Source organism: Sphingomonas sp. JUb134 (genome assembly GCF_004341505.2).
GTDB lineage: Bacteria > Pseudomonadota > Alphaproteobacteria > Sphingomonadales > Sphingomonadaceae > Sphingomonas.
The window spans coordinates 2,672,324-2,689,097 of record NZ_SLYP02000001.1 but is presented as its reverse complement, the minus strand read 5'-3'; the positions used below and the strand labels follow the sequence as shown (position 1 = coordinate 2,689,097).

14 protein-coding genes and 1 pseudogene are annotated in these 16,774 nt (G+C 63.8%); 5 read left to right on the top strand and 10 right to left on the bottom strand.

Annotated features, from left to right (window positions below):
* The 7 genes and pseudogenes from EDF69_RS12435 to istA form a co-directional block, all read right to left on the bottom strand.
* The gene (locus EDF69_RS12435; protein ID WP_132884588.1) at nt 1-2,016 is read right to left on the bottom strand and encodes an acyltransferase family protein; all 2,016 of its coding nucleotides are present in this window, start codon (nt 2,014-2,016) and stop codon (nt 1-3) included.
* A 337-nt stretch (nt 2,017-2,353) separates the two neighbouring features.
* The gene (locus EDF69_RS12430) at nt 2,354-3,718 is read right to left on the bottom strand and encodes a sugar porter family MFS transporter (protein ID WP_239555459.1); all 1,365 of its coding nucleotides are present in this window, start codon (nt 3,716-3,718) and stop codon (nt 2,354-2,356) included.
* A 105-nt stretch (nt 3,719-3,823) separates the two neighbouring features.
* Entirely contained in the window at nt 3,824-4,681 is an 858-nt protein-coding gene (locus tag EDF69_RS12425) for an HpcH/HpaI aldolase/citrate lyase family protein (protein WP_132884589.1), read from the bottom strand.
* Nucleotides 4,678-4,812: pseudogene (locus EDF69_RS12420) on the bottom strand (S-adenosylmethionine:tRNA ribosyltransferase-isomerase); the annotation flags it as partial. The pseudogene EDF69_RS12420 and the gene EDF69_RS12425, both read right to left, overlap by 4 nt.
* A gap of 277 nt (nt 4,813-5,089) precedes the next feature.
* Complete coding sequence (locus tag EDF69_RS19660) at nt 5,090-5,968, bottom strand: tyrosine-type recombinase/integrase (RefSeq protein ID WP_132884590.1); 879 nt, start codon at nt 5,966-5,968, stop codon at nt 5,090-5,092.
* 158 nt (nt 5,969-6,126) lie between these two features.
* Nucleotides 6,127-6,960, bottom strand: a complete 834-nt coding sequence (istB, locus tag EDF69_RS12410) for an IS21-like element helper ATPase IstB (protein WP_204991410.1) — start codon at nt 6,958-6,960, stop codon at nt 6,127-6,129.
* Nucleotides 6,961-6,974: 14 nt separating this feature from the next.
* Complete coding sequence (gene istA, locus EDF69_RS12405) at nt 6,975-8,462, bottom strand: IS21 family transposase (protein ID WP_132884630.1); 1,488 nt, start codon at nt 8,460-8,462, stop codon at nt 6,975-6,977.
* A 118-nt stretch (nt 8,463-8,580) separates the two neighbouring features.
* On the opposite strand from istA, the gene EDF69_RS12400 reads away from it, so the two are divergent.
* The 5 genes from EDF69_RS12400 (at nt 8,581) to EDF69_RS12380 (ending at nt 13,302) form a co-directional block, all read left to right on the top strand.
* A complete protein-coding gene (locus EDF69_RS12400; RefSeq protein ID WP_132884631.1) occupies nt 8,581-10,302 on the top strand; it encodes a hypothetical protein in 1,722 nt (573 codons plus the stop codon).
* A gap of 73 nt (nt 10,303-10,375) precedes the next feature.
* A complete protein-coding gene (gene tnpA, locus EDF69_RS12395) occupies nt 10,376-10,753 on the top strand; it encodes an IS66-like element accessory protein TnpA (RefSeq protein ID WP_339537905.1) in 378 nt (125 codons plus the stop codon).
* Entirely contained in the window at nt 10,750-11,097 is a 348-nt protein-coding gene (gene tnpB, locus EDF69_RS12390) for an IS66 family insertion sequence element accessory protein TnpB (protein WP_304537245.1), read from the top strand. Before tnpA ends, tnpB begins: the two co-directional genes overlap by 4 nt.
* 43 nt (nt 11,098-11,140) lie before the next feature.
* A complete protein-coding gene (gene tnpC / locus EDF69_RS12385) occupies nt 11,141-12,703 on the top strand; it encodes an IS66 family transposase (protein ID WP_425336666.1) in 1,563 nt (520 codons plus the stop codon).
* Nucleotides 12,700-13,302: a plasmid pRiA4b ORF-3 family protein gene (locus EDF69_RS12380; protein WP_132884633.1), complete on the top strand. Its 603-nt coding sequence runs from the start codon at nt 12,700-12,702 to the stop codon at nt 13,300-13,302. The genes tnpC and EDF69_RS12380 overlap by 4 nt, the downstream gene beginning before the upstream one ends.
* 157 nt (nt 13,303-13,459) lie before the next feature.
* Here the strand turns inward: EDF69_RS12380 and EDF69_RS12375 are convergent, their stop codons facing one another.
* The 3 genes from EDF69_RS12375 to EDF69_RS12365 all read right to left on the bottom strand — a co-directional run bounded on the left by EDF69_RS12375 (nt 13,460) and on the right by EDF69_RS12365 (nt 16,708).
* Complete coding sequence (locus EDF69_RS12375; RefSeq protein WP_132881820.1) at nt 13,460-14,803, bottom strand: site-specific DNA-methyltransferase; 1,344 nt, start codon at nt 14,801-14,803, stop codon at nt 13,460-13,462.
* Between the two features lie 186 nt (nt 14,804-14,989).
* Nucleotides 14,990-16,015, bottom strand: coding sequence for a tRNA preQ1(34) S-adenosylmethionine ribosyltransferase-isomerase QueA (gene queA / locus EDF69_RS12370; protein ID WP_132881821.1), 1,026 nt, complete (start codon nt 16,013-16,015; stop codon nt 14,990-14,992).
* 33 nt (nt 16,016-16,048) lie between these two features.
* On the bottom strand, nt 16,049-16,708 hold the full coding sequence (locus tag EDF69_RS12365; protein WP_132881822.1) for a peptidylprolyl isomerase: 660 nt from the start codon (nt 16,706-16,708) through the stop codon (nt 16,049-16,051).
* Between the last annotated feature and the right edge of the window lie 66 nt (nt 16,709-16,774).

The following is a 16,774-nucleotide window of genomic DNA, read 5'->3' as shown; positions in this document are numbered from 1 at the left end:
CTAGTTGAACAGCTCACGCGGAAAAGCTTTGGCTGCCAATCTGCTTCCGACATCTGAAAGGTGATGGGCGTCCCGGTAAAGCGGGAAGCGACCTTCCGCGACCGCGCACTTCCCTTCGTGACAAAGGGTAGAGACTGGATCGACCAAACGCACGTTGCGGTGGTTTGTCGCGATAGCTTGCAGCACTGAGGACATTGTTCTGCGCTCGCTCAACAGCTTGGTTAGCTGCACATCGCACTGGTGCTCATCCTTCCTTGCCCAGCGCGCTCTCGCGAGGCACTTTCGCGCCGACGTGGCGAAATTAGGCGGCTGCTTCATTATCACGAGTCGCTTGCCACGAGCCTCAAGCGCGGTGGCGGTGCGATTCAAACTTTCCCCGATAACTCGCATGTTGTCGGAGAGGCTAGGTATCGTCGTCCGGTCATCGGTCAGAAGGCGGGCCACATTTGGCTCCTCCCCGGGTGCGGGATCGGCCTGAGTAAACTTGCTCCAATAGGCTCCGATGACCACCGTCGCTACGGTCGGGCTGTCTAAGGCGGCCTTCAAAACAGCATCGTTGAACGCAGCACACCTCGTGGAGTTGTCCGCTGAAAATGCCACCGGCGTCACACCCGGGAGGGGAGCGCAGGAGGATCTAACCAGGACTAGAAGCTCGGAGCCATTCTGTCGCGCCAGCTCCGTCAGCCCGGGGGCATAAGCTCGGGCGTGGGAATCTCCCCAGATAAGCATCTTGGCGGCACGTTCGGCAGGACTGCTCGTCATGCAGTCCTCTATTGCACCGGGGCGGATGCGACCCCCAAGCGAACATCCGACGGTAACTTTGAAGGGCTCTGTCGCGTACGTGTCCACGAAGGCCGCATCCGCTGGAAGCCTCTGGGGAAATCCCCGAGCGATCAAGATCGCGCCGCTCAGCGCTACCACTGTTGCAATTGAGGCAAGCCCCCACGCGAGCACGCGCTTCTGATCTTTGATACCGCGCGTTCGTGCCGCCTTCGCACGACGGAAGGGAGCCTCAACGTACTTCCAACTGATCCAGGCAAGGGCCATTGACAGCAAGACGATCGCGGCCGCTTCGATGGTAGTGCTCGGTCGGCCCACAGCGAGGCGGAACAGCGAGATTAAAGGCCAATGCCAGAGGTAAAGCGAGTAGGAGATCAGGCCGATGCCCACCATTACTCGGTTGCTGAGCAATCGTGCCATCCACGTGTCTTGCCGAACATTCGCGAGGATCAGGAGGGCGGTGCCGAGAACCGGCGGAACAGCGGCCGCAGCAGGGAAGCGTGAACCCTCTTCATAAACGAAGATTGGGACGACCAACAGCATTGCGCCGATGAAGCTCGTCACCTGACGGACGCCGCGCGAGCCAATTTCCTTATGGGGAAGCAAAGCGAGGATCGCACCCGCGAAAAGCTCCCAAGCGCGTGGCGGGAACATGTAGAAGGCCGTCTTCGCCGAACGCTCAACCAGGTACTCAGCCATGCTGAACGAAATAACGGCCGCGAGGAGCGTCAAGGGGAGCAGAAGCTTACGCCTGGGTCCTTTTGCTAAAAAGAAAACTACAAGCGGCCAAAAGATGTAGAACTGTTCTTCGACCGCTAATGACCAGGTATGCAGAAGTGGATTTTCGTAAGGAGCTCCACTGAAGTAATCGGTGGTGCTCCAGAAATAGATGTTTGAATAGAATAGTACGGCGCCGACCGCCGACTGGGCCGCCTTCATTAGCTCGCTCGGAAGCATGATGAAGAGGCAGCCGATTAGCGTGGCTACGATGACCGTGATGAGCGCCGGAAAGATACGGCGAATGCGCCGATCGTAGAACCCCAGTATGCTGGCTGTGCCGCGCTCAGCGTCGGCTACCAGGATGCCGGTGATAAGGTAACCGGATATGACGAAGAAGACGTCGACACCGATGTAGCCGCCGCTGAAGCTTGAAAAGCCCGCGTGAAACAGAACGACGGGAAGAACCGCAAGGGTCCGTAAACCGTCGATGTCGGGCCGATACCCCCGTGTGGTCATACTTTCCCCCCGTGTGTGGCGATCATGTGCCTCAAGTGCCACTGCTGGGCAATGTGGAAGAAGCGGAGACGAGGGGAGCGATCATCCGCGGAATAGGTTCGGTAGCCTAAGCTAACGAGCCGATGGCAACGCCTGCATCATCTCACTCCGCTTGCTGGCAGCTAGAGCGATCGAACCGGTTCGCGCCCCTAGGCCGAGCCCAGTTTGATCTACTTCTTCGCCGCACTGCCTCCCGTCGGATCCTGTGGGTTGCTCTGGCATTTCGAAGGGCTTGTCCCATCTCCTAGTACCCGTCTGAAGCGCTTTAGGCGGCACACCACGCAGCGCAGGCGCCGAGCTACAGCCGCATCTCCTCCAGCGGGACGCCGTTGGTCTCCGGCATGAACCGCCACACCCATACCAGCTGCAGCAGCATCATCGCGCCGAAGAACAGGAATACCCAGCCGCCGACGCGGCCCGCCACGATCGGAAAGGTCCAGGTGATCGCCGCGGCCATCACCCAGTGGGTGGTGGAGCCCAGCGCCTGGCCCTTGCCGCGCACTTCGCTGGGGAACACCTCGGAGAGGAAGACCCAGATCACCGCGCCCTGGCTGACGGCAAAGGCGGCGATGAAGCCGAGCATGCCGACCAGGATCAGCGTTCCGTCCGCCACCGCCTGCTCCAGCTGGAAACCGACCAGGAACAGCGCGAGCGCGCAGACGAGGGAGCCGACGTAGAGCAGCGGCTTGCGCCCGAAGCGGTCGATCAGGAACAGCGCGAGCACGGTGAAGGCCAGGTTGATGCCGCCCACCGCCACCGACTGGAGCATGGCGCTGTCGGTGCCGGCGCCGCCCAGCGCGAAGATGCGCGGTGCATAATAGAGCAGCGCATTGATGCCCGAGAGCTGGTTGAACATCGCGATCGCGATCGCGCAGCCGACCGGCACGGCATAGCGGCGCTGGAACAGCTGGGGCTGGCGCTCGCGCACCTGCGCGCCCTGCATCGCGGCGATCTCGCGCTCCGGGTCGGCGAAGCCCAGCCGTTGCAGCACGTCCAGCGCGTCCGCGGATCGCCCCTTCACCACGAGCCAGCGCGGGCTTTCCGGGAGCAGCAGGGTGACCAGCAGGAACAGGGCGGAGGGCGCGGCTACGATCCCGAGCATCCAGCGCCACGCGACGTCGACGTCCATGCCGCCCGCGATCAGATAGTTGGAGAGAAAGGCGAGGAGGATGCCGAGCACGATGTTGAGCTGGTTGAGCGCGACCAGCCGGCCGCGGAAGCGCGTCGGCGCAACCTCCGCGATGTAGACCGGCGTGACCACCGAGGCCGCGCCGATCGCAAGGCCGCCGAGCGTGCGGAACAGCAGCAGCACCGGCCAGCTGTTCGCCAGCCCGGAGCCGAGCGACGAGACCAGATAGGCAATGGCGATCGCCAGCAGCATGCGCCTGCGGCCGAACCGGTCAGCGGGGGCACCGGCCACGAGCGAGCCGATCACCGTCCCGATCAGCGCAGAGGCGACCGTGAACCCGAGTGCGGGATCGGACAGGGCGAAATGCGCCTGCAATGCCTGCGTCGCGCCGGAGATGACTGCCGTGTCGAACCCGAACAACAGGCCGCCCAATGCCGCGCCCAGCGCACTGAGCACGATCGCGGGGGACATGCGCCCCGTATCCACATGGGCAGGAAGCTGCCCGTCGTCGCGTGGCTGTTCGTGCGGCCGCATCGCATCCCCCGTTCGCGATCGGCATCGCCGTGCCGTACGCTTTGTCGGGATGGAGGCTATCGCCTGCCGGGGCGCCTGTCCAACCTGCGGCAGGCGCAACCGGGTTCAGGCGGCCGAACGACTTTGGGCTGCGAGTGCCAGCACGCGTTGCGCCTGTTCCAGGTGGAGGCGCTCCACCATCGCGCCGTCCAGGCGGATCGCGCCCCGGCCGTCCGCGTCCGGCGTCGCAAAAGCGGCCACGATCGCCTCGGCCCGCGCCACATCCTCGGGGCTTGGCGAGAAGGCGGCGTTGCAGGCCGCGATCTGGCGCGGGTGGATCAGCGTCTTGCCGTCGAAGCCCAGGGCGGCACCCTGCCGGCACACCGCCTCGAACCCGGCATCATCGTCGATCGCATTGTGGACGCCGTCCAGCACCGTGAGCCCCCAGCCGCGCCCGGCGGCGAGCGCGAGGGTCAGCAGCGGCAGCAGTTCCGCGCGATCGGCGGAGAGGCGGCAGCGCATCTCCTTGGCGAGATCGTTGGTGCCGATCACGAACGCCTGGAGCCGCGTGCGCTCGGCTGCCGCGGCGATTGCACCGAGGGACGGGATGGCGCGGCAGGTCTCGATCATCGCCCAGATCGGAGCGCGCTGCACCTGCGCCTCGGCCGCGTCGACGTCGGCCGCGGCGTTCACCTTGGGGACCAGCACGGCGTCGAAGGGGGCGCTGTCGGCGGCGGCGAGGTCGCCGGCTGCCCAGGGACTATCGAGGCCATTGACCCGCAGCACCAGCTCACGCGCGCCGAACCCGCCTTCTCGCGCCGCCGCCACTGCCGCCTCCCGCGCCGCCTGCTTCTGCTCGGGCGCGACCGCATCCTCGAGGTCGAGGATCACGACGTCACAGGGAAGGGTGCGCGCCTTCTCGATCGCCCGTGCGTTGGACGCCGGCAGGAACAACGCGCTGCGGCGGGGGCGAAGGTCGCTCATGCGGGCCGTTCGGGCAGCAGCAGCGAGGCGTCGCCATAGCTGTAGAAGCGATAGCCGCTGGCGATCGCGTGCGCATAGGCCGCCTGCATCCGGCCTAGCCCCATCAGCGCCGATACCAGCATGAACAGATTCTGGGACGATCCGAAAAAGCTTATTCCTTGCAGGCGCTTATGCCTAGAAAACTGGTGCACTTCTCCCACTCCCAACGGCGTCCTAGTTCGGCGCGAGATTGTAGCAGCGACGTTGCCTACCGAACGTGCTTTGGCTGGATCGGATCGTGGAATGTGGCCTCCCATATGCCTCCCTGATCCTCCACCACCGTCGGTGTCAACGTGGGCGTTGCCGCAAAAATAAAAGGGTGCCAGCCCTCCGAGCGACGATGTGTCACCCGAAGGGCTGGCGAGTAGGTTAGGCGGCGTCCGCGCTCCAGCCGCTAGCCGCCGAGGCAGCGTTAGCGGCCTTCTGAAGCGTGCCCTCCGAGAGGTGAGCATACCTGAGCGTCGTCCGCGGCTGGCTGTGTCCAAGCACCTGGCCGATCACTAGCAAGGATTGTCCCGAGTTCGCCATGTTGGAGGCCATAGAGTGGCGCAGGTCGTGCATCCGGACGTCCGGCAACCCGGCCGCGTTCCGCGCGCTGTTCCATGAATTGTAAACCGACCCGAACGGTTTCAGCGTCGCTGGATTGGGCACAACGTATGGACAATCACCCAACCGGGGAATCGCCTTCAGCACAGCGATCGCGCTCTCACTGAGCGGGACCTGTCGAGACTTGCCTGTTTTCGACTTCTCGGTCGGGATGCGCCAGAACCCCTGATCCAGCCGAAACTCGTCCCACGTCGCATCCAGCAATTCGCGCTTCCGGCAACCGGTCAGAAGTAGCAGGGCGACAATCGGGGCAAGCATCGGGTTAGGGCTGTCCTCGACTGCCTGCCGCAGCCGCTTCGTCTCAGCTGGGGTAAGGAACCGCTCGACCTTGTTGTTCGGGTCCTTCTGTTTCACTCCCTCCAGCGGGTTCACCTCCGATCCCGCCAGGCCCCAAACTTTCCCCATGCGGAGCATGTGCCCGAGGATCACCTGCCATCGGTTCACCGTAGCCTGGGCGTAGCCTTCGCGAACCTTGCCGTTCAGCCAATCCATGATCTCGGTTTGCTCCAGCTGGTTGATCCGCCGTTTCCCAAACTTCGGCAGCAGGTGCAGCCTGAGATACCGTGCGTCGATGTCAGCGCTTCGCTTGTACGATCGGACGTAATCGAGGTACCGCTCCGCCAGTTGCGCGACGGTCGGCACCGTTCGATCAAGCTTCCGCTCCTCCGCAGTGTCAACGGCGGAGCAAAACCAGGCCAGCGGGGCGGAGTAAAAGCAGGCCACTTGAGGCGCGCGCTGACGATATGAAAAGGGCCCCGATCGGGGCCCTTTTCATATCGTTGCCGTCCTCGGCCTGATGGTCAGGAAGATAATATCTCACCGGTGTCCGGGTCGGACAGGGCACTGGCCTGGTTTTGCTCCGCCCCGCGACGTTTGCGTCCGGTGGACTGCTTGAGGCGATAGCTGTCGCCGTTCATGGTCAGGATGGTGGCATGGTGGGTGAGCCGGTCGAGCAGTGCGCCGGTCAGCCGCTCGGAGGCGAGCACCTGCGTCCAGTCCTCGAACGGCAGGTTGGAGGTGATGATGGTCGAGCCGCGCTCGTAGCGCTGCGACAGCACCTCGAAGAGCAGTTCGGCGCCGGTCGGGGACAACGGGACGTAGCCGAGTTCATCGACGACGAGCAGCTTCACGGCCGCCATCTCGCGTTGGAGCTTGAGCAGCCGTCGCTCGTCTCGCGCCTCCATCAACTGGTTCACCAGCGAGGCCGCGGTAGTGAAGGCGACTGTGAAGCCCTTCTGGCAAGCCGCCAGGCCGAGCGCGAGGGCTACATGCGTCTTGCCTGTCCCGCTGTTGCCGAGCGCAATGACGTTCTCGCGGCGCAGGATATATTCGCACCGTGCGAGCTCGACCACCATCATCTTGTTCAGGCTGGGGATGGCGGTGAACTCGAAGGTGTCGAAGCTCTTCACAGCCGGGAAACGGGCTGCGCGGATCCGTCGCTCGATGGTCCGGCGCTCGCGGTCGATGAGCTCCAACTCGATAAGCCGCAACAGGTAGCGCGTGTGGTCGACCCCGCCTTGCGCGCATTCGCGCGCGACCTTTTCGTACTCGCGCAGAACGGTTGGCAGTTTGAGTTGTTTGAGATGATGGGCGAGCAGCACCTGTGGCGTACCTGCGGTCGTGCCCACCGGCATGGCGTCCTTGTCCGTCATGCTGCCAGCACCGCATAGTCGGCCGCGCACGTCGTTTTGACGTCCATCTTGGGCACGTGCGGATACGCCGCTAAATCCAGGCGCGGCGGACGGCGCTCGATACGCGCCAGCGCGATGAGTTTTACCGCGTCAAAACCAGGTGCGCCCAACTGGACTGCCTCGGTCACGGCATCCGTGACGATGGGAAGCGGCATCGCCTCGAGCAGCCGCAGCACCTGGATGAACTCGCGTTTACCCTTGTTGCCCATCCGGGCCTCGAGCAGGTGGCGCAGATGCTGGAAGATGTCCGGCAGGTTCCAGTCCTGAAGGGCTGCCGCCTGGTCGAGCGCACCGGGCTTGGTCTCGATGAGCGCGAGATAGTGCAGTGGGTTGGAGACGAATACGCCTTCGTCGTAGCAACGCGCGTGCCGGGCAATCTCTTCGCCCGCGCATATGATGACGACCTCGTCGACGAACCCCTTCACCATCACGTCGCGGTAGCCGTACGCGGTCGGCACCGAATAGTCGTTGGTCCGGTAGCGCACCATCGCGGTCGACGACACGCGCGCCGCGCGTTTCTCGCATGGCTCCAGTGGTACGGACGGCAGCGTGCGCAATGCCGATACGTCTGCCGCCAGCCGCTCGGCAATGGTCTGCGCGTGCTGACCGGCATGCTCGCCCTGGCGCGTACGGCAGGACTCCTCGAACCTGGCGTTCAGGACATCGAAATTGGCAGCGACCGGCACGGGCACCATGAAGTTGTTGCGCGCAAACTTCACCAGCCCCTCGACCTTGCCTTTGTCGTTGCCTCGCGCTGGACGCGCAAAACGGTCCTGAAACAGGTAGTGGCTGACCAACTCGGTGAAGGCGCGTGTGCGCTCGCGCGTTCCATCGCCGCAGATCTTTGCCACGGCGATGGTTGTGTTGTCGTAGAGGATGGACAGCGGCACGCCCCCGAAGAACGCGAATGCCGACACGTGCCCGTCAAGAAACGCCTCGGTCGTCTCGCGCGGATACGCCTTGAAGAAGCAGGCATCCGACTGCGGCAGCGACATGCAGAAATAGTGGATCTTCATCCGCTCCCCGCCGACGACCGCGACCGCCTCGCCAAAGTCGACCTGTGCATGCCCCGGCGGGTGCGCCAGCGGCACGAAGGTCTCGCGCCCGCGGGCCCTGCACAGCCGCACATGGTCCTTCACCATCGTGTAGCCGCCCGTATAGCCATGCTCGTCGCGCAGCCGCTCAAAGATCCGCTTGGCCGTGTGCTGCTGCTTGCCCGGCGCCTCGCGGTCGGCTGCCAGGATTGCGTCGATAACCGGTAGCAGCGTCCCGAGCTTCGGCTTGGTCGGAGGTTTCGTCCGGCGGTATCCAGGAGGCGCCGAATACAGGCACATCTTGCGTACCGTATCCCGGTTCAGCCCGAACACCTCCGCCGCTTCCCGGCGACTATGCCCCTCGACAAATACAAACCGTCTGACCGCTGCGTAGCTCTCCACGACAAACATCCCCGCCGCTCCGCAAAGGGAGCAGCTTACCAACTGGCCGGATTTTACTCCGCCCCCGACGGCACTGCGCCGGCGGTCCTGTGGCCTGGTTTGTCACCGCCCTTCACATCGCGTGCCGATGACGCTTCCCGAACTGAATGACACGCAGGCGTTGGAGGCCAGCGAGGCGAAGCTATCGCGATTGCACAGCAGGTTCAGTGAGTTTCTGGAACGCTATGCGCCATTGCTCAAGTTGACCGTGTCTGAGGCAGAATTCAAATGGGAGATATTTCGGTGGTCAACATCACTGGACGGTACCGACAAAGATGCATTGAGCGCTGAGGCGGGGCGTCTTCTGGCGGGTGGTCGACCATCGATCAAGGCTGCTATTTTTGACGAGACGAAACAGTTCAGTGGTACAAACAGCTCGTTAAGTGTCGAGTTTGCCGGTTTCGCTAAGTGGCTTGGGCGTCATGGTTATGAAGAGCTGAGAGATTTAGCCGCGCTGACTGAGATGGGCCTAGCGCTCGAATTTCTTCAGGAGTTGCGCCAACCGACACAAATCGAAGACGCTAAGCTATCGAACGTCCTTGTCCTTGACGCCCCTGTTCTACTTGACTTGATGGGTTTGAGCGGCCCGTCGAGGCAACGCAGCATTGAGAATTGCTTGCGAGCACTACGGGGCCATGGGACACGAGTGGCCACTTTAACGCATTGCTTGGAGGAAGTTGCCGAGATCATCGATACTGTCCTCAAACGGCCGGTAAATCAGCGATTTGGCTTAACCGGGGATGCCCTTCGGGCCAACCCTCCGCTCGCACATAGGGCAAGGTTCATTGCTCGCAGCCCAGACAAGGAGGCGAAGCGCCTCAATGTCGAGGTTTTAGTTATGGATCGAAAAAGTCCGCTTCACGCAAACTTTTTTGCTGACGAACTGATCGACAGGTTTCGCTTATCATCAACTTGGCACGGACCGGACAAAGTCGAACAACAATACCGAGATGCTTTGTCTGTTGCCTTTGTAATGCGACGTCGGCAGGGTAGGTACAGCTCAGACGCGTTTGATGCGCCGTTCACTCTTATAACGCGAAACTCTACATTCACACGGTACGCAGACCTCTTTGTAAGAACTAACTTAGGACCGCCATCTTACGCATTTGGTCCAGCGATGGAGACTAAAACGCTGGCAGCGATTACTTGGATGCGATTCGGAGATACAGTTGATAGGAATGCACCCGAGACACATTTGATATCAGCTTGTGATCGCATTCTCGCGTCCAATGGATTTCTGCTTAAAAAAGCAGAGCGACGTATCGCCGAACAGCAGGGTAAGGAAATATCGGAAGCGATCTTCTCTTCCCAGCAGGCTGTCTTCGACTTGGTGGTGGCGACCGGCGGAAGCCCCGACGTGCTTGATGCTGCAAACAGCGAAGAGCTCCTTCGCGCTGTAACATCGAGCGCGCAGGAACTCGGCCGACTGGAAGAGCGGCACCTGGCTGATGCAGAAATAGACGTTGCTCGCCGAGCGGCAAGCGACTTTGCAAGCGAAGCGGAAGCGGCGCGGCAGCGCTCCGTGCAGCTTGCGGCCGACAAGGCGATCTCTGAAGGTATGCTCCGCGCCAAGCAGGAAGAGATTGCACAAATCGAGAGGGCGAGCGAAGCTAGGCTTGATCAGATCGCCGAGCAGACGTGGGAAGACGCAGAGGCGCAGGCATGGTGGATTGTAGGGAGCGCCTGGGTGGTGGCAGCGCTCTACGGTTTAGGGGGTCAGTTCTTCATTTGGGATGGCGACGGTTGGTGGCGGGGAGACGAAAGGAGCCTGGTGCTTGGCTCATCGGTCATACTAGCCAGTCTCTTGTAAGCGTGGCCTGCGGGCCGCCTTGCCCGTTTTGCCGTAGCTGGGATGTTTGTCGCCTTTGACGAGGGCGATAGCGGTGCGGGAAGTTTTCGGGTCCGTGGAGGTGGTCGGCCGGGTGTCGGGCCGGCGGAGTTGGTCGGACGAGGAGAAGCTGGAGATCCTGGCCGAGGCGTTCCGGCCTGGCGTCCGGGTTCGCGATGTTCTTGAGCGGCGCGAGATATCGAGCGGGCTGGTGTATACGTGGCGCAAGCAGGCGCGGCTGGGCAAGCTGGGCGGCATAGCGCCCGCGCTGCCAACATTCGCCGAGGTGTGTGTGGCTGAGGTTCCTGCACCACAGCCGGCGACATCCACGCCCGGCCTCATCTGCATCGAATTGGCGGGTGGCGTGCGGGTGAGCGTGGACGGCTCGGTGGACGCCGGCGCGCTGGCGCGGGTGCTGTCGGTGCTGAGGTGAGTCCGACGCCGTTGCCGACGCGAGTGTTCCTGGCCTGCGGCGTGACCGACATGCGCAAGGGCTTCGATGGGCTGGCGGTGCTGGTCCAGCAGGTGCTGCGCGAGGATCCGCATTCCGGCGCGCTGTTCGCGTTCCGGGGCAAACGCGGTCATCTGGTCAAGCTGCTGTGGTTCGATGGCCAGGGGCTGTGCCTGTTCTCGAAGCGGCTGGACCGGGGCCGCTTCGTCTGGCCGGTGACCGCGACCGGCGCGGTGACGCTGACGCCGGCGCAGCTGTCGATGCTGCTGGAGGGCATCGACTGGCGCCGGCCCGAGCGCACGTTCGTGCCGACACTGGCGGGCTGAAAACGGCGGTTTCGCGTGGCTTTTGCTCGCCCGTCGGCATGCGATCTGCTATGCAATCCTGGTGTCGGAAGCGCCCGTTTCCTCAGCTGATGTCATCGCGCGGATCGCCGCGCTGGAGGCTTCGCTCGCCCGGGCCAATGCCGCGCTCGTCGCCCGCGACCTGCTCATCGACACCCTGCGCGGGCAGATTGCCTGGCTGCGGCGGATGCAGTTCGGCGCCTCATCCGAGAAGCTGGGCCGCGAGGTCGAGCAGCTCGAACTGGCACTGGAAGAGCTGGAAACCGAGCGCGATGTTTCCGCAGTCGAGACTGCGGCACCCGAAGTAGCGCCGCGACCGGCACCGGTCCGCAGCCTGCCGGACCACTTGCCGCGCGAGGAAGTAGTCCATGAGCCGGCATCTGGTGCCTGCACCTGCCCGGACTGTGGCGGCATGTTGCGTCGCTTGGGCGTGGATACGCACGAGATGCTCGACGTCATGCCGGTCCACTGGCGGGTCGTGCGCAACGTTCGCCCCAAATATAGCTGCCGGGCTTGCGAGAAAATCGTGCAGGCACCCGCGCCGGTCAGCGCCGTGGCGCGGGGCAAGGCGACCTTCGCCACGCTGGCGCATGTCGTCGTTTCCAAGTTCGACCACCATCTGCCGCTCTATCGTCAGGCCGAGATGATGGCGGCGCAGGGCCTCGACATCGACCGCTCCACCCTTGCCGGCTGGACCGGGCAGGCCGCAGTCCTGCTCGACCCGGTCGTCAGCCGTATCCGTGATGCTGTCTTGACCGCAGACAAGATCCATGCGGACGACACGCCGGTGCCGGTGCTCGACCCGGGCCGAGGCAAGACCGCGACCGGGCGGCTGTGGGTATACGCGGCCGATGACCGCGCGTCCGGCAGCACGGCGCCGCCCGCGACCTGGTATCGCTTCACACCCGACCGGACCGCCGCGCACCCGCAGACGCATCTCGCCGGCTTCCGCGGCTTCCTCCAGGCCGATGCCTATGCCGGTTATGACGGGCTGTACCGCAGCGGTGTCACCGAGGTAGCGTGCTGGGCGCATTACCGGCGCAAGGTGTTCGACCTGCACGAGCGCATCCCCACGCCGCTGACCACCGACATCCTCCAGCGCTTCGGCGCGCTCTATGCCGTCGAAGCCGAGGTGCGCGACCAGCCACCGGATGTCCGGCACCGAGTGCGACAGGACCGAACCAAGCCGTTGGTCGGCGCCTTGCGCGAGGTGCTCGACGCTGCCCTTCGTCGCCTGTCGCCCAAGTCCGATATGGCCAAGGCCATCGCCTATGGCACCAAACGCTGGCCGGCACTGTGCCGCTTCCTCGACGACGGCCGCCTGGAGATCGACAACAACATCGCCGAGCGTGCCCTGCGCGGCGTCGCCGTTGGTCGCCGCAACTGGCTGTTCGCCGGCTCCAGGGCGGGCGGCGAGCGTGCCGCCGCGATCTACACCGTCATCCAGACCTGCAAGGCCAACAGCGTTGACCCGCAGGCGTACATCGCCGACGTCATCGCCAGGGTCGCCGACGACTGGCCCGCCAGCCGCTGGGACGAGCTCATGCCGTGGAACTGGGCTCGCGAACCTGCCAGGCTGGCGGCATGAGCGCCGAAACCGTTGCCCGCCTGCACCTCGTCCTGGACAACATCGAACCCGCCATCTGGCGCCGGGTCGACGTGCCGGTCACCGCCAGCCTCAAGATGCTCCACGATGTCGTCCAGGCTGCGATGGGCTGGGAGAACTGTCATCTCTGGCACTTCGAGGCCGGCGACCACCGCTACGGCGTGCCGGACCCGATGTGGTCGGAAAGCGGCATGGCGGCCGCCAAGAACGTGAAGCTCGCCGCCCTCCTCGACCGGGGCATGAAAGAACTCGTCTACACCTACGACATGGGCGACGACTGGCGGCACACCATCACCGTGGAAACGGTCGGCCCCGGCGAGCCTGACGTCAAATACCCGCGCTTCGTCGCCGGCGAACGGCGCTGTCCACCCGAGGATGTCGGTGGCTTGCCCGGATACGAGATGTTCCTCGACGCCATGGGCGACCCCACTCACGAGGAACACGACCGACTGCGCAACTGGTATGGCGGCCCTTACAACCCTGACGACATCGACGAACGCTTCACCCGGCGCGCCGTCGCCGCCATCGCCATCCGCCGCCATGCTGGCAAGCTCGCCTACCAGAAGAGCCGGCCGCAATAACAAGGCGGCCTACCGGCCACGCTTACACACCTGGGAAGAGGCGTGCAACATCGACGGCGAGTGGGACGGCAACGTCCGCGTGACGACCCTTAAGCTGGCAAAGGTGCGCGTCACGCGGGAATGGTTGAAGGGGGAGCCTGAGACTGCCGAAGAGAAGTCAGACTTCCGCGATGCGCTCGATCTCCTCGCGAAAGTCGCCAAATAGCTCGCTGTCCACGAGAAAGCTGAACTCGCGGTTAGGCGAACTCGCGACCTCCTCGCGGGAAACGTCGGATAGCGTAGCTAGCATTCCCTGTCGCTGCTCAGCAGGCTCGCGCTCAACGTAATCGCCCATTGGCTTGACGCCAAAGCGGAGCCGGTTGAGTGTAGCCTGAACAGCTACGAAGCTCTCATCGAAACCGATGAATCGGCGACCCTGATCGTCCGCCGCCGCCAAAGTGGTGCCCGACCCGCAAAACGGGTCCACTACCAAATCGCCAGGATTGCTGCTCGCGCCGACGATCATGCGGAGCATGTCGATGTTCTTCTCCGTGGGATAGCCGGTGATACCAACGCTTTGGTGATGAGCATCGCGGAAGCAATCCCACTGGTCGGTGAATGGCACGAGCTTGTCGTCGGTAAGATAGACCTTGCGACGAGGGTTTCCGGTTTTGCTCCAGTGAATGTGCCCTTGCGCGTCAAGTGCGTCCAGCTTGGAGGGCGCGTATTGCCAATGCTTTCCCGGCGGCGGGCTCTTGCCTCGCCAAAGCATGCCAGTCTCACCGTTGCGGGTACCCGGCGCGTGGACAGGCACCAGCTTGTAACGACCGTTGGCATCGACCTTGGGGTATTCCTTGTTCAACCACTCCTCGCTCGGCTTCTGACCGGGCTGGTTCCAGACATAGGATTTGCTCTTAGTGTAAAAGAGGAGATAATCATGGATATTAGAATAACTATTCGAGGTGAAATTCTTTGAAGAACACTTTCGACGTGCAATGATGTTACGGAAGTTCTTAGCTCCAAACACCTCGTCCATCAGTACTTTAAGGTGGCCTAGCATTTGATGGCCGATGTGAACGTAGATCGATCCGTCGTCTGCTAGGCACTCACGCATGAGGATCAGCCGCCGACGCATGAACTCGACGTAACCTGCCGTTGAGCGGTCGTCCTTGTAGGCGTGCTGGAGATTGCGAGAGTGAAAACCGAGGCCCGTGTTATAGGGCGGGTCAAGGTAGATGAGACGTACCTTCTCACCGGAACGAGCGAGGGCACTCAGACCAGCCAGGTTATCGCAGAGCACGGTTGCATTGGACGCCAGCGCGGCGTCCGACCACTTGCCCCCGTCAAACTTCGAGAACGAGACTGGAAAGCTCTCAAGCACTCGGGCTTCACTCAACCGGTTGTCATAGGACAGGAACGGCTCCGACATGCCGCTTGGCAGTGGATGGCGATCACGGTGGGGAACGTGCGCGGTGAGGGCGTCCTTGCTGTGTTGCTCTTTAGCGGTAATCCCTGTCGCCATGCATTGCGCTCCGTTTTTTTTGGTAACCAGAATGAGGCCTTGTTTATGAGAACGGGTCAGGAACGCAAGGCCGCTTTCGCCCTAAGTCACGACGATCAGATATGGCGCGCGATCCGGCGCGGTTGTCACGCGCAGCAGCTAACAGCATTTTCGAAGGCACCCACCGGCCACCCACCGGAAAGCCCTCTACGGAAGGAGCAGCGAGGCATCCCCGTAGGAGTAGAAACGGTAGCCATTTTGAATGGCATGGGCGTAAGCGTCCTTCATACGGTCGAGCCCCATCAGTGCCGATACCAGCATGAACAGCGTCGATCGGGGCAGGTGGAAGTTGGTCATCAGCCCGTCGATGCCGCGGAAGCGATAGCCCGGCGTGATGAAGATCGCCGTGTCGCCCTCGAACGGGCGGATGATGCCATCCTCGCCGCTGGCGCTTTCGATCAGGCGCAGGCTGGTGGTGCCGACCGCGATCACGCGGCCGCCGTCGCGGCGCACCTGGTTGAGCCGATCGGCGGTTGCAGCGTCGAGTCGGCCCCATTCGGCATGCATGCGGTGCTCGTCGGTGTCGGCGGCCTTCACCGGCAGGAAGGTGCCGGCGCCGACGTGGAGGGTGAGCGTCGCATGGCCGATCCCGCGCGCCTCCAGCGCTGCCATCAGGCCGGGCGTGAAGTGCAGCGCCGCGGTGGGGGCGGCGACGGCGCCGGCCTCCCGCGCGAACAGCGTCTGGTAATCCTCGGCATCGCGCGCGTCGGTCTCGCGCTTCGAGGCGATGTAGGGCGGAAGCGGCATGCGGCCGGCGCGTTCCAGCAGCAGTTCGACCGGCTCGTCGCCTGCGAACTCCAGCAGCACGCTGCCGTCGTCGCCGCGCTCGCCGGCGGTTGCGAACACGCCGACGCCGAAATCGATCACGTCCCCGTTGCGCAGGCGTCGCGCGTTGCGCACGAAGGCGCGCCAGGCGCGCGGTCCCTCGCGCTTGTGCAGGGTGGCGCCGATGCGTGCTTCGCCGCGGCGGCCCTTCAGCTGGGCGGGGATGACGCGGGTGTCGTTGAAGACCAGCAGGTCGCCCGGGCGGAGCGCGTCGGGAAGGTCGGTTACCACCGCGTCGCGCGTGCCGGCGTCGTCGAGCACCAGCATGCGTGCGGCATCGCGCGGCGCCGCCGGGCGAAGCGCGATGCGCCCCGCGGGCAGTTCGAAGTCGAAATCGTCTACATTCATCTCAGCGTCCGCCGAACGACCGGCGTGGATGGGTCAGCGCTTGGCCGGGCCGGACGGCAGCGTCAGGTTCTGGTCCTCGGCCGGAACGGTGGCGGCAGCGGCCGGTGCCGGCTGGTACGGCGGGGGATTGTCGGCGGCGATATAGGCGTGGACGACGCGGGTCGGGTTCGCCGGCGGCTCGCCGCGCTGGATCGCGTCGACATACTGCATGCCGTCGAGCACGCGGCCGAACACCGTGTACTTCTTGTCCAGCGCCAGGCGCGGCGCGAGCATGATGTAGAACTGGCTGTTGGCGCTGTTCTCATCCTGCGCACGCGCGGCGGCGACGGCGCCGCGGACGTGGGGCAGGTAGTTGAACTCCTTCTCCAGGTCCGGAAGCTCCGATCCGCCGGTGCCGTCGCCCTTGGGATCGCCGCCCTGGGCCATGAAGCCCTCGATCACGCGGTGGAAGGGCAGGCCGTCGTAGAACTTCTGGCGGGTGAGCGTCTTGACCCGCTCGACCGCCTTGGGAGCGACATCCGGGCGCAGCCAGATGGTGACGCGGCCACCGCTCGACAGGTCGAGCAGCCACAGGTTCTCCTTGTCCGTCGTCGCGGGCGGTGCCGCGCGGCCGGGAACATCGATCAGCTGGGCTGCGGCGGGCAGCGCGAACAAGGACGCGAACAACGCGAAAACAACGGCAAACAGGCGCATTTCCACCCCGGGGATAAGTTCTCGGCCAGGGGCTTAGAGGATTTCCCGCGGCGGGGGTAGGGGCGC

Excerpts from the sequence above, each read along its gene's own strand:
- EDF69_RS12435 (WP_132884588.1), bottom strand. The coding sequence starts at position 2,016 with ATGACCACACGGGGGTATCGGCCCGACATCGACGGTTTACGGACCCTT.
- EDF69_RS12425 (WP_132884589.1), bottom strand. The coding sequence starts at position 4,681 with ATGAGCGACCTTCGCCCCCGCCGCAGCGCGTTGTTCCTGCCGGCGTCC.
- EDF69_RS12365 (WP_132881822.1), bottom strand. The coding sequence starts at position 16,708 with ATGCGCCTGTTTGCCGTTGTTTTCGCGTTGTTCGCGTCCTTGTTCGCG.
- EDF69_RS12380 (WP_132884633.1), top strand. The coding sequence starts at position 12,700 with ATGAGCGCCGAAACCGTTGCCCGCCTGCACCTCGTCCTGGACAACATC.
- EDF69_RS12400 (WP_132884631.1), top strand. The coding sequence starts at position 8,581 with ATGACGCTTCCCGAACTGAATGACACGCAGGCGTTGGAGGCCAGCGAG.
- queA (WP_132881821.1), bottom strand. The coding sequence starts at position 16,015 with ATGAATGTAGACGATTTCGACTTCGAACTGCCCGCGGGGCGCATCGCG.
- istA (WP_132884630.1), bottom strand. The coding sequence starts at position 8,462 with ATGTTTGTCGTGGAGAGCTACGCAGCGGTCAGACGGTTTGTATTTGTC.
- EDF69_RS12430 (WP_239555459.1), bottom strand. The coding sequence starts at position 3,718 with ATGCGGCCGCACGAACAGCCACGCGACGACGGGCAGCTTCCTGCCCAT.
- EDF69_RS12375 (WP_132881820.1), bottom strand. The coding sequence starts at position 14,803 with ATGGCGACAGGGATTACCGCTAAAGAGCAACACAGCAAGGACGCCCTC.
- istB (WP_204991410.1), bottom strand. The coding sequence starts at position 6,960 with ATGCCGGTGGGCACGACCGCAGGTACGCCACAGGTGCTGCTCGCCCAT.